The sequence below is a fragment of the Elizabethkingia bruuniana genome (genome assembly GCF_002024805.1).
In the GTDB taxonomy this organism is placed as follows: domain Bacteria; phylum Bacteroidota; class Bacteroidia; order Flavobacteriales; family Weeksellaceae; genus Elizabethkingia; species Elizabethkingia bruuniana.
This window is the reverse complement of the sequence record NZ_CP014337.1, coordinates 4,292,962-4,306,389: the sequence shown is the minus strand read 5'-3', so window position 1 is coordinate 4,306,389 and position 13,428 is coordinate 4,292,962. Positions and strand designations below refer to the sequence as shown.

6 protein-coding genes are annotated in these 13,428 nt (G+C 38.0%); 5 read left to right on the top strand and 1 reads right to left on the bottom strand.

Going from position 1 to position 13,428, the window contains the following annotated elements:
- Positions 1-66 precede the first annotated feature (66 nt).
- From rpoB to AYC65_RS20005, 5 genes are all read left to right on the top strand, one after another.
- Positions 67-3,891 (top strand): DNA-directed RNA polymerase subunit beta, encoded by a 3,825-nt coding sequence (gene rpoB, locus AYC65_RS20025; RefSeq protein WP_034870625.1) that lies wholly within the window; start codon positions 67-69, stop codon positions 3,889-3,891.
- A 114-nt stretch (positions 3,892-4,005) separates the two neighbouring features.
- Positions 4,006-8,268, top strand: a complete 4,263-nt coding sequence (rpoC, locus tag AYC65_RS20020) for a DNA-directed RNA polymerase subunit beta' (protein ID WP_034870749.1) — start codon at positions 4,006-4,008, stop codon at positions 8,266-8,268.
- 89 nt (positions 8,269-8,357) lie between these two features.
- Positions 8,358-8,663, top strand: a complete 306-nt coding sequence (locus AYC65_RS20015) for a DUF3467 domain-containing protein (protein ID WP_009091273.1) — start codon at positions 8,358-8,360, stop codon at positions 8,661-8,663.
- Between the two features lie 126 nt (positions 8,664-8,789).
- A complete protein-coding gene (locus AYC65_RS20010) occupies positions 8,790-10,064 on the top strand; it encodes an alkaline phosphatase family protein (RefSeq protein ID WP_034870624.1) in 1,275 nt (424 codons plus the stop codon).
- A gap of 82 nt (positions 10,065-10,146) precedes the next feature.
- Positions 10,147-10,596 (top strand): GNAT family N-acetyltransferase, encoded by a 450-nt coding sequence (locus tag AYC65_RS20005; RefSeq protein ID WP_131828199.1) that lies wholly within the window; start codon positions 10,147-10,149, stop codon positions 10,594-10,596.
- A 43-nt stretch (positions 10,597-10,639) separates the two neighbouring features.
- Here AYC65_RS20005 and AYC65_RS20000 read toward each other — a convergent pair whose 3' ends face one another.
- Positions 10,640-13,396 carry a COG1470 family protein gene (locus AYC65_RS20000; protein ID WP_034870747.1) on the bottom strand — a complete coding sequence of 919 codons (2,757 nt, stop codon included), beginning with the start codon at positions 13,394-13,396 and terminating at the stop codon, positions 10,640-10,642.
- Between the last annotated feature and the right edge of the window lie 32 nt (positions 13,397-13,428).

Here is a 13,428-nt window from a genome sequence, read left to right as displayed (position 1 = left end):
ATTTGTCTTTCTTTCTGATATTTTTTACAAATCAAAATATTTTTTAACCCTTTTCTAAAACGTTTTATGAGCAAGACACAGACGCCAAAAACTCGGGAAAACCAAAGAATTAACTTCTCCTCTTCCAAAGGGAAAGTTATAACTCCTGATTTTCTGGACATTCAGATCCAGTCTTTCAAGGAGTTTTTCCAGCTTGATACACTGCCGGAAGCTAGATTGGATGAAACTCTTTACAAAACTTTCCAGGAAAACTTTCCTATTACAGACTCAAGAAACCAGTTTGTATTAGAATTCCTTGACTATTTAGTAGATGCACCTCGTTATTCTATCGATGAGTGTGTGGAAAGAGGTCTAACCTACAGTGTACCATTAAAAGCAAGACTTAAATTGTATTGTACTGACCCGGAACACGAAGATTTCCAAACAGTAGTACAAGACGTATATTTAGGTCCGGTACCATACATGACTCCAAGTGGTTCATTTATCATCAACGGAGCAGAGCGTGTTATCGTAACTCAGTTACACCGTTCACCGGGGGTTTTCTTCGGACAAACTTACCACGCAAACGGTACCAAGTTGTACTATTCCAGAATTATTCCTTTCAAAGGTTCTTGGATGGAATTTACAACGGATATCAACAGCGTAATGTACGCTTACATCGATCGTAAGAAAAAATTACCTTTAACTACACTTTTAAGAGCTATCGGTTATGAGTCTGACAAGGATATCCTTCAGATTTTCGACCTTGCTGAGGAAGTAAAAGTTTCTAAAGCTGCACTTAAAAAAGTAGAAGGAAGAACATTAGCTGCGAGAGTTTTGAACACATGGTTCGAAGACTTCGTAGATGAGGATACAGGTGAAGTAGTTTCTATCGAAAGAAACGAAATCATCTTGGACAGAGAGACTGTTCTTGAAAAAGAGCACTTGGATCTTATCCTTGAATCTGGTGTAAAAACAATTCTTATCCACAAAGAAAATGGAAACGAATTCTCTATTATCCAGAACACTTTACAAAAAGACCCTACCAACTCCGAAAAAGAAGCGGTAGAATATATCTACAGACAGTTACGTAACGCAGATCCACCAGATGAGGAAACTGCAAGAGGAATTATCGAGAAATTATTCTTCTCTGAGCAGCGTTATTCTCTTGGTGAAGTAGGCCGTTACCGTCTGAACAAAAAATTAGGGTTAAATATCCCAATCGATACTGAAGTTTTAACAAAAGAAGATATTATCGCTATTGTTAGACACCTTATCGAATTGGTAAACTCTAAAGCTGAGGTTGATGATATCGACCACCTTTCTAACAGAAGAATTAAAACTGTTGGAGAACAGCTATCAGGACAATTTGGTGTAGGTCTTTCCAGAATTGCAAGAACAATTAAGGAAAGAATGAACGTTAGAGATAACGAAATCTTTACACCGATAGACCTTGTTAATGCTAAAACATTAACATCAGTAATTAATTCATTCTTTGGTACCAACCAGCTTTCTCAGTTCATGGACCAAACCAACCCATTATCAGAGATCACTCACAAGAGAAGATTATCTGCACTAGGGCCTGGTGGTTTATCAAGAGAAAGAGCAGGTTTCGAGGTTCGAGATGTTCACCATACTCACTATGGTAGAATTTGTCCTATCGAAACTCCGGAAGGACCAAACATTGGTTTGATTTCTTCTCTAGGTATCTATGCTAAGATCAATAACCTTGGTTTCATCGAAACTCCATATAGAAAAGTAGAAAACGGTAAAGTAGACTTAAATGCTGACCCAATCTACCTAAATGCAGAGGATGAAGAAGCTAAAGTAATTGCTCAGGCGAACGTAGAACTAAGCGACAGTGGAGACTTCGAAACAGACAGAATTATTGCTCGTCTGGATGGTGACTACCCTGTAGTAGAGCCGGGTCAGGTAGACCTTATCGACGTTGCACCAAACCAGATTTCTGGTATTTCTGCATCATTAATTCCGTTCTTGGAGCATGATGATGCGAACCGTGCGTTGATGGGATCTAACATGATGCGTCAGGCTGTTCCATTATTAAGACCACAAGCTCCAATTGTAGGTACAGGTTTGGAAAAACAAGTAGCTACTGACTCCAGAATTTTGATTAATGCTGAAGGAACTGGTGTTGTAGAATATGTAGATGCTGATAAAATTACAATTAAGTACGAAAGAAGCGAGGATGAAGATTTAGTAAACTTCGAATCTGCGACTAAGTCTTATAAATTAACTAAGTTCAGAAAAACCAACCAGAGTACAACTATTACATTGAAGCCTATCGTAAGAGTAGGTGACACTGTAGCAAAAGGACAAGTACTTTGCGAAGGTTATGCAACTGAAAAAGGAGAACTAGCACTAGGTAGAAACTTAGTAGTAGCCTTCATGCCTTGGAAAGGGTACAACTTCGAGGATGCGATTGTAATCAACGAGAAAGTTGTTCGTGAAGACTGGTTTACTTCTATCCACGTAGATGAATATTCACTAGAAGTTCGTGATACCAAATTAGGTATGGAAGAACTAACAGCTGATATTCCAAACGTATCTGAAGAAGCTACTAAAGATCTTGATGAGAACGGTATGATCCGTATCGGTGCTGAGGTGAAGCCTGGTGATATCCTTATCGGGAAAATCACACCAAAAGGTGAATCTGATCCAACTCCGGAGGAAAAACTTTTACGTGCAATCTTTGGTGACAAAGCTGGTGATGTAAAAGATGCTTCATTGAAAGCTGACTCTTCATTAAGAGGTGTAGTTATCAACAAGAAGCTATTCTCCAGAAATATTAAAGACAAAAAGAAAAGAACTGAAGAGAAGCTTAAGCTTGAAGAAGTTGAAAACAGATACAAAGAGAAATTCGATGATCTGAGAAATACACTTCTTGAAAAACTTAACATTCTTGTTAGCGGTAAAACTTCTCAGGGTGTGAAAAATGACCTTGATGAAGAACTTATCGGTAAAGGTGTGAAGTTTACTCAAAAGTTACTTTCTAGTGTTGAAGATTACGTAAACGTAAGCGGATCTGACTGGACGGTTGATGCAGATAAAAATGAATTAATCAAACAGTTAATCCACAACTACAAGATTAAGTACAACGACCTTCAGGGTGTTAAGAACCGTGAGAAATTTGCAATTTCTATTGGTGACGAATTACCAGCAGGTATCATGAAGTTAGCAAAAGTTTACATCGCTAAGAAACGTAAACTGAATGTAGGGGATAAAATGGCAGGACGTCACGGTAACAAGGGTATTGTTTCCAGAATCGTTCGTGAAGAAGACATGCCGTTCCTTGAAGATGGTACAGCTGTAGACATCGTTCTTAACCCACTAGGGGTACCTTCCCGTATGAACATCGGTCAGATTTATGAGACCGTATTAGGATGGGCTGGTAAGAAACTAGGATTGAAGTTTGCTACACCAATCTTCGATGGTGCTGAGTTAGATCAGATCACTGAGTACACTGAAAAAGCAGAACTTCCGGCTTACGGAAACACCTACTTATATGACGGTGGTACAGGTGAGAGATTTACACAGCCTGCGACAGTTGGGGTAATCTACATGTTGAAACTAGGACACATGGTTGATGATAAAATGCACGCACGTTCAATTGGACCATACTCATTGATTACGCAGCAGCCGTTAGGAGGTAAAGCTCAGTTCGGTGGTCAGCGTTTCGGAGAGATGGAGGTTTGGGCACTAGAAGCATTTGGTGCATCTAACATCTTGAGAGAAATCTTAACTGTGAAGTCTGACGACGTAATCGGTAGAGCAAAAACTTATGAAGCTATCGCGAAAGGAGAAGCGATGCCTGAACCAGGTATCCCTGAATCTTTCAACGTATTACTTCACGAGTTACAAGGTCTAGGACTAGATGTAAGATTGGAGGAGTAAATTAAAAGATTTAATTATTTAAAAAATTAAGTAACTCCAAATTTGAGAGCGAAAGCTATTTCAAAACTAATTTTTGAATCTTTCAATCTTTTAATCTTTAAATCAAAAAAAACAATGTCAAAAAATAAAACAAGTAGATTTAGTAAAATCACGATTGGTTTAGCTTCTCCAGAGTCTATTCTTCAGGAATCAAGAGGAGAGGTTCTAAAACCAGAAACGATTAACTATCGTACACACAAACCTGAAAGAGATGGTTTGTTCTGCGAAAAAATATTCGGTCCTGTAAAGGATTACGAATGTGCTTGTGGTAAATATAAAAGAATCCGTTACAAGGGTATCGTTTGCGACCGTTGTGGGGTTGAAGTAACTGAGAAAAAAGTAAGACGTGAGCGTATCGGGCACATCAGCTTGGTTGTTCCTGTTGCACACATCTGGTATTTCCGTTCTTTACCTAACAAAATTGGTTACTTACTAGGTTTACCTTCCAAGAAATTGGATATGATTATCTACTACGAAAGATATGTAGTAATCCAACAAGGTATCGCTAGAAAAGCTGATGGTTCCGATTTCGACGAAATGGAATTCTTAACTGAAGAAGAATATCTTGATACTTTAGATACGCTTCCACAAGAAAACCAATACCTGGATGATTCAGACCCTAACAAATTCGTTGCGAAGATGGGTGCTGAGGCTATCGAGGAAATGTTGAGAAGAATCGATCTTGATGCGCTTTCTTATGACCTAAGACACAGAGCACACAACGAATCTTCAAAACAAAGAAGAACTGAAGCATTAAAGAGACTTTCTGTTGTAGAAGCATTGAGAGGTGCTAATACAAGAATGATCAACCGTCCTGAGTGGATGGTAATGCGTGTTCTTCCGGTTATACCACCAGAATTAAGACCACTAGTACCATTGGATGGTGGACGTTTCGCTACTTCCGACTTAAATGACCTTTACAGAAGAGTTATCATCAGAAATAACCGTCTGAAGAGACTTTTAGAGATCAAAGCTCCGGAAGTAATCTTAAGAAACGAGAAGCGTATGCTTCAGGAAGCAGTAGATTCATTATTCGATAACACCAGAAAATCTTCTGCTGTTAAGTCTGAATCTAACAGACCATTGAAATCTCTTTCTGATTCATTGAAAGGTAAACAAGGTCGTTTCCGTCAGAACTTATTAGGTAAAAGGGTTGACTACTCTGCTCGTTCGGTAATTGTTGTAGGTCCAAGCTTGCAACTACACGAGTGTGGTCTTCCAAAAGATATGGCAGCTGAGCTTTACAAACCATTTATCATTAGAAAACTAATTGAAAGAGGTATTGTAAAAACTGTAAAATCTGCTAAGAGAATCATCGACAGAAAAGAACCTGTTGTTTATGATATCTTAGAAAACGTAATGAAAGGACACCCGGTTCTTCTGAACAGGGCACCTACCCTTCACCGTTTAGGTATCCAGGCATTCCAGCCTAAGATGATCGAAGGTAAGGCTATCCAACTTCACCCACTAGTAACAACGGCATTCAACGCCGACTTCGATGGTGACCAGATGGCAGTACACTTACCACTAGGTCCTGAAGCTATCCTGGAAGCTCAGTTATTGATGTTAGGTTCCCAAAACATCCTAAACCCTGCGAATGGTTCTCCAATTACGGTACCTTCTCAGGACATGGTATTGGGTCTATACTTCATGACCAAAGAAGCGCATTCAACAGATACAAACAAAGTAAAAGGAGAAGGCCTGGCATTCTATTCACCTGAAGAGGTAGAGATTGCTTATTCAGAAGGACAAGTATCGTTGAACGCTAAAGTAAAATGCCGTTTACCAGTTAAAGAAAACGGTGAATTAGTAACAAGACTGACTCCTACAACTGTTGGTAGAATCCTGTTCAACCAGATTGTACCAAAACAAGTAGGTTATATTGATGAGTTATTGACTAAGAAGTCATTAAGAAACGTTATCGGTAGAATTTTGGATGAAACTGATTTCCCTACTACTGTGAAGTTCCTTGATGATATGAAAGATCTTGGTTACACCAATGCATTCAAAGGAGGTCTTTCATTTAGCCTTGGAGATATCGTGGTTCCAGCTGAAAAGAAAACCATGATTGCTAGTGCTGTTGAAAATGTAGATGAGATTAAGGCTAACTATAACATGGGTCTTATCACCGATACTGAACGTTACAACCAGGTAATCGACGTTTGGACAAATACCAATGCGAAGCTTACTGAAATGATTATGGACAGAATGAAATCTGACCAAGGTGGTTTCAACTCAGTATTTATGATGCTTGACTCTGGGGCGAGGGGTTCTAAGGAACAGATTCGTCAGTTATCCGGTATGAGAGGTCTAATGGCAAAACCACAAAAAGCTGGTTCAGTTGGGGCGGAGATTATCGAAAACCCGATTGTAGCTAACTTTAAGGAAGGTCTTTCCATCTTGGAGTACTTTATCTCTACCCACGGTGCACGTAAGGGTCTTGCGGATACCGCTCTTAAGACTGCCGATGCGGGTTATCTAACTCGTCGTTTGGTAGACGTTGCTCAGGACGTTATCGTTACTGTTGACGACTGTGGTACATTAAGAGGTGTGGAGATTACGCCATTGAAGAAAAATGACGAAATCGTTGAGAAAATCTCTGAAAGAGTATTAGGTAGAGTTTCTCTTCACAATATCTACGATCCTGAAACCGATGAATTATTGGTAGAAGCAGATCAACTTATTGATGAGAAATTAGCGAAGAAAATTGAAGTTGCAGGTATCGAAACTGTAGAAGCTCGTTCTCCGTTAACTTGTGAAACTAAGAGAGGTATTTGTGCGAAGTGTTATGGTAGAAACCTGGCAACAGGTAAGATGATCCACATGGGTGAAGCTGTAGGTGTTATCGCTGCACAATCCATTGGTGAACCTGGTACACAGTTAACATTGAGAACCTTCCACCAAGGGGGTACTGCGGGTAACATTTCTGAAAACCCATCTATTGTTGCAAAACGTGATGGTATCGTAGAAATGGACGAAGTAAGAACCATTAAGAGTGAGGGTGAAGATGGTAACACAACAGATATCGTTGTTTCCCGTTCTACTGAATTCCGTTTGGTAATGGATAACGAAACCAGAACAGTAATTATGACGGCGAACGTACCTTATGGTGCTGAGCTTGCTGTAAAACCTGGTGACAAAGTAAGTAAAGGAGATCTTATCTGTAAGTGGGATCCGTATAACGCGGTAATCATTGCTGAAACATCAGGTAAGGTTGAATACGAAGATATTATTCAAGGGGTTTCTTTCCAATTGGAAATTGATGAACAAACCGGTTTCGAGGAAAAAGTAATCTCTGATTCCAGAAACAAAAAAGCAGTACCTACTCTTAGAGTGGTAGATGCTAAAGGTGTTGAGCAGAAATCTTACAACCTTCCGGTAGGTGCCCACTTGATGGTTAACGATGGTGAGAAAATTAAGGCTGGTAAAGTCTTAATCAAAATCCCAAGAAAATCTGCTAAGGCAGGGGATATCACCGGGGGTCTTCCAAGAGTTACCGAATTATTCGAAGCTCGTAACCCATCTAACCCAGCGGTTGTTACTGAAATCGACGGTGTAGTATCTTACGGTAAAATCAAGAGAGGTAACCGTGAACTTGTTGTTGAAGCTAAAACTGGTGAGATCAAGAAATATCTTGTAAAATTATCTAACCAGATCCTTGTTCAGGAAAATGACTTCGTACGTGCAGGTTCTCCACTTTCTGATGGATCCGTTACTCCGGATGACATCCTAAGCATTAAAGGACCAACTGCGGTACAGGAATACTTAGTAAATGAGATTCAGGAAGTTTACCGTCTACAGGGGGTAAAAATTGATGATAAGCACTTCGAGATCATCGTTCGTCAGATGATGACTAAAGTAGAAATCGTTGATGGTGGTGATACTCAATTCCTTGAAGGCAGCCTTGAGCACAAGAATGACTTCATCGAAGAAAACGAAAGAGTATTTGGTCTTAAAGTAGTTATTAACCCAGGAGATTCTAAAGAATTCAAATCTGGTCAGATGATCACTGCAAGAGAACTAAGAGACGAGAACTCTAAGTTGAAGCGTGAAGATCAGGAATTAGTTGAAGTAAGAGAAGCTTTACCAGCTACAGCACAGCCTGTATTACAAGGTATTACAAGAGCAGCTCTTCAAACTAAATCTTTCATGTCTGCAGCTTCCTTCCAGGAAACTACAAAAGTACTTAACGAGGCAGCAGTGTCTGGTAAAGTAGATGATCTGAATGGTCTTAAAGAGAATGTAATTGTAGGTCACAGAATCCCTGCAGGTACAGGTCTTAAGCAATATCAGAATATCATTGTAGGTTCTACAAAGGAATTTGAGGATATAAATTAAAATTAATAATTTGAAATTTGAGATTTGAATTTATTTTTATACTTTCACAATCTCAAATTTTAAATTTTAAACAAAAATAATTAACAAAAATGGACAACAACCAAAATCCACAAGACGGAAACATCAACATTGAACTGAATGAAATGGTAGCAGCTGGTGTTTACGCAAATCTTGCTTTAGTTAATCACTCTCCATCTGAATTTATCTTGGATTTCATCCAACTAATGCCAGGTGTACAGCAAGCTAAAGTTAGATCAAGAGTTATCTTAGCTCCATTACACGCTAAGAGAGTTCTTAATGCGCTTCAGCAAAACATCGCTTCTTACGAACAACAATTCGGAGAAATTAAAGAAGTTGAGCCTTTCGTATTAGGACAAAACACTCCTCAAGCTTAATTAAAGTAACTACTTTAATATATAGGTCCCCGTCATTTCGACGGGGATTTTTATTTGATGAAAATTTAATCCCCAAGCCTTTGGCAAAGCTTTTATATGTTTTACCTTTGATAAAATTTTATGTTAATGAAGAAGTTTCTTGTTATAGGCTCTTTAATGTTAGCTGTTTTTGGCTACTCGCAAAAGCCTGCAGTGGATACAACACAGGTTATAATATCCGGAAGAACAAACGCTCCTGAAACCCTGCAAAAACCTTATGTAATTCTTATTTCTGCAGACGGATTCAGATACGATTATATGCAGAAGTATAATACTAAGAATTTATTAAACCTGGCTGAAAACGGTATATGGGCAAAAAACGGAATGTATCCGTCCTACCCTTCTATTACCTTCCCAAACCACTACAGCATTGTAACAGGATTGTATCCTTCTCACCATGGTCTTGTGGATAACATTTTCTACGATCCTAACAGAAAGGAAATGTATAAAATAGGCAGTAAAACAGTTACAGATGGCAGCTGGTATGGAGGATTACCATTATGGGGATTGGCCGAAAAGCAAGGAATGGTCGCAGCCAGTTTATTCTGGGTAGGTTCCGAGAGCGATGCCGGAGGAACAAGACCTTCTTATTACTATCCATATCACGAGAAATTTTCGGATGATGATAAGGTAAAAATTATCAAAAACTGGTTACAGCTTCCTGAAGAGAAAAGACCACATTTCATTACTCTATATTTCCCGGAAGTAGATCATGAAGGCCACCATTACGGCCCCGATGCAAAACAAACTGAAGATGCTGTACATTATGTAGATGGTGCTGTTCAGAAACTGGTAGATGGATTAAAACCACTTAACCTTCCTATCAACTTTATATTTGTTTCCGACCATGGAATGATAAAAGTAGATCCTAAAGATTACATTACAGTTCCATCCATTATCGACAGAAATAAATTTGTAGTAGTGAACAGCAATACTTTTGTAAGGATTACTGCAAAAGATGAAGCAGATATCTTACCTCTTTATAAAGCGTTAAGAAAAGAAAAACACGAAGGCTATAAAATATATCTGGCAAAGAACTTTCCGGGAAGGCTGCACTATAGTAAATCTGATGATAAAAACAGAAGAATCGGTGATATTATACTGGTACCTAACGGAACAAAAGCTATGGTAGATCCGGGTAAAAATCCTCCGGTAGGAAAACACGGTTACAATCCGTATAAAGTACCCGAAATGAAAGCAACTTACTTTGCATGGGGTCCTGCATTTAAACAACACCAGCAAATAAGACCTTTTGTAAATGTAAATATCTATCCTGCTATCGCTGAGATTCTGAACCTGAAAATTACAGCTCCTATAGATGGGAACATCAAAGTACTGGGAAAAACACTCAATAAAAAGTAACAAATAATGTAGACTGGATACTTTTTAGAACGAACGATTACAAATATTCTGCTTGATCCTTAGTAGTAAAAACATTGAAAATGTGCCAAACAAAATGGAACTGAAACCTATTTGTTTACAAGAAGACAAAAGCGCCGAAATATATGTTTCGGAAGACTGCCAACAGTTGTTAAACATCTATAAAGATTTTTATCCTAAAATTGGTTTTCAGCTTCCATGGATTGGCTATTTTATATTCAGTCAAAAACAAATTGTCGGTTCTTGCGGCTTCACCGGGCAACCCAGGGACGGAAGAGTTGAGCTCGCTTATTGGACATTCAAAGAGTTCGAGGGAAAAGGCGTTGCTTCTTTCGCCTGTAAGGAACTTATTTCTATCGCCTATACAGCAGACCCACATATAACGATTATTGCAAAGACAGCACCTGAGCATAATGCTTCTACAAAAATTCTGCAGAATAACGACTTTTTATTTACTGAAATTGTGCAGGATGATGAGATCGGAGATGCCTGGCTCTGGGTGCATAAAAAGTAAAATATAAAATTTAAATAATCAGGATATTCAGAAGAACTAATAATTACTTAATTCCGAATCGCTTAACTTCTACCTTTCTTTCTTTAACTTTTAGAATAAAAGGTTTCAGTTCCGATGTATTTCCCTCATTAATATCTGCAGTCTGATTGGCTTCTACATATACATTCTTCTGCAGCGCATTACCATCTATAAATACTTTATAATGTCCTACCGGCAAATAGGCTGAATATTCACCTCTCTCATTGGTGTAGAAAACAAAATTTTTAAACTGATTATTCTGGAATACTACAGGAAGTCCCGATAAGACTTCTACTACTTCAAATTGTGTTTTAGTAGTTTCCTGATACTGTACTTTTCCTTTTACCATGCTTGTTTTCTGCAGCGGAATTGTAAGGAATACATCTTTCCTGTCCACGGTAACCCTCATATCGTCGGCATACCATTTATCTTCCATTGCTTTTATCATGTAGGTTCCGTAAGGTACTTTCTTGTACTTTATATTTCCGTTCTTTGGTGTAATAAACAGGGTATTGTTGATTTTAGTTTTCAGATCCTGTGCCGGCAGATCTACAGAAGGATCATACTGTCCGTTATTATTAAGATCATAATAGAAAAACAATTCTATATTTCCAGTTTTGCCACTAGTTTTTTCTTCGCCAAAACTCGGTAAATCCTGGATAATACCTACCTGATAATAATTATTAGCAGATCTGTATACTCCGTTCAGGTATTTATTCAGATTATAGCTGGCAAATAGTTTAGTTCCGGATAAAACCCTGTAATCGAGGTTGGTATTAAAAGAAAAGCTTTTTCCAATAAATTTATCGGAATTAAAAATGGAACCAAATAACAAATTGAGACGTTTGTTAAGCAGGCTTATTTTATAATTGGCAATGGCAGAAATCCTCTCCGTATTGTCGCTAAGGCTATTGTTATAATTACCTTCATATAACATAAAGTTACCTTTCTGGTAATTGGCACTCAGCATGAAATTTTTATAATACCAGTTAGCCTGTAACCTGTAAATAAAACTATTAGAGGTAAATCCAACATATCTGGAATAGCCATTCGAAAGAACCAGGTTAATGCTGCTTTTATAATCCGGACTGGTATAGTTGAGTGCCGTATTGATAAAAGCGGTATTAAAGTCCACATTTACACTCTGAAAGCTACTGTTAACAAACACATTGGATCGTTCTGTGCTCCATTGCGGAATAATACTAAGTTTTGTATTTCTGGCAATCGTAAAGCTGGTTCCCATTTCAACCTTGCTGCGGTTAGCAACCGTATTATATTGGTATTGTGGATCAATACTTTTAGGATTATAATTATTCAGGCTATACCCTACCCAGATATTGAATTTATCAAAATTTCTAAACAAACGCTCCTCAAAAACCGTATTCCCTTTTCTAATTCCCGGATAGTAACTACTACTATAATAATTGTTAGAACTAAAAGTATATTTATTAAATGATGTATTCAGATTTAGTCCCGCAGCTACAGAAGATGCCGTATGAGACATTTCACCTTTTGTAGATGTGTAACCATATCCCAATCTCAGATCATAATATGTCTGTTTGTTATTATTGTAATGGTACTCATTCATCAGGATAAAACTTCGCTGGTATGGGTCATTATCCAGAATAACCGAATTATCCAAAGACTCTTTCTCATTGAGGCTAATGGACGATTTTGCATAGGTAGAATATCCTCTCGAAGAATTATTAAGATCCAATGGGTCAATCAGGTTATAGCTTTTTTCAACAGTTCCGACACGAATCACAGATCTTTTATTGGTAAACGGATTAACAGAAACTTCAGCCCCACGCCCTACAAGGTTTATTTCCAGATCACTTGCATTCAGGTTACCCAATTGCACACCTACACCTTTTCCTTCCAATCTTACCCAGGTATTTGTAAATAAAGGCTTTGTGCTGTTATTACTCCAATAAGTTCCATTTACATTAACAATACCTTTTATACCACCGGCATAAAATTCGGTATGCAGATCGAGATTATAGGAAGAATCATAATTAAGAAAAGCATTCCGGCTACTAAGGCTGATATGATTGACCTGATATGCCGGTCTGTAAAAATTGATAAAAGCAGGGTCTACGTATTTTCTGTTCCCTAAGGCGTTTTGTACGATAATAATAGCATTGCCAAAGAATTCTTTTTCTGCATTTAGTCCTGCTACATTTACGGTAAAAAGCTCCATTTTCAGGAGATCTTTATCCACAATTTTAGAGAAACTGACTTCTTTATTAACAAACGGCTCCAGTTTTATTTTCTTACTAATACTAAGGTCACGCCCGTCGGCTTGTGGAAAACTGGCAATTACTTCTACATTCTCTTCTCTGTTTCCACTGTTGTAAACTTGTGTGGAAATCTTTATAGAATCTCCAACCTTATACATCAGTACCTGAGGCTCATTGGCTACAATTTTCAATCCGCGTTTAGACTGTACCGTCAGATTGGTTTCAGCAGTTGCTAAAGTTAAACTACTCTCTGTTATAGCATATTTTATAGTTGCCTTTCCTGCAGGCTGATTTTTTTCTACAAATATTTTTACAGGTAAAAAAGCTTTTTCATTAGCCTTTAGGTGTATAGAGGAGATATTGTTAATAACTCTCAGTCCCTTTACCGTCTGTATATCTACATCAAGATTTCTTTCGATCTCTGTGTTATTACTGATCTTAAGCAGTACACTTACCATGTCTTCATTGAAAACACTAAGTTTCTGATCCGTTTCTATACTGACAGCACTTTTCTGGGCATAACACATGGTTATCCCCGCCACAAATATGGTTAATATAAATTTTTTGAAAAGGT

What these genes read in the sequence shown, in the direction of transcription:
- rpoB (WP_034870625.1), top strand. Translation starts at nt 67, where the DNA reads ATGAGCAAGACACAGACGCCAAAAACTCGGGAAAACCAAAGAATTAAC.
- rpoC (WP_034870749.1), top strand. Translation starts at nt 4,006, where the DNA reads ATGTCAAAAAATAAAACAAGTAGATTTAGTAAAATCACGATTGGTTTA.
- AYC65_RS20015 (WP_009091273.1), top strand. Translation starts at nt 8,358, where the DNA reads ATGGACAACAACCAAAATCCACAAGACGGAAACATCAACATTGAACTG.
- AYC65_RS20010 (WP_034870624.1), top strand. Translation starts at nt 8,790, where the DNA reads ATGAAGAAGTTTCTTGTTATAGGCTCTTTAATGTTAGCTGTTTTTGGC.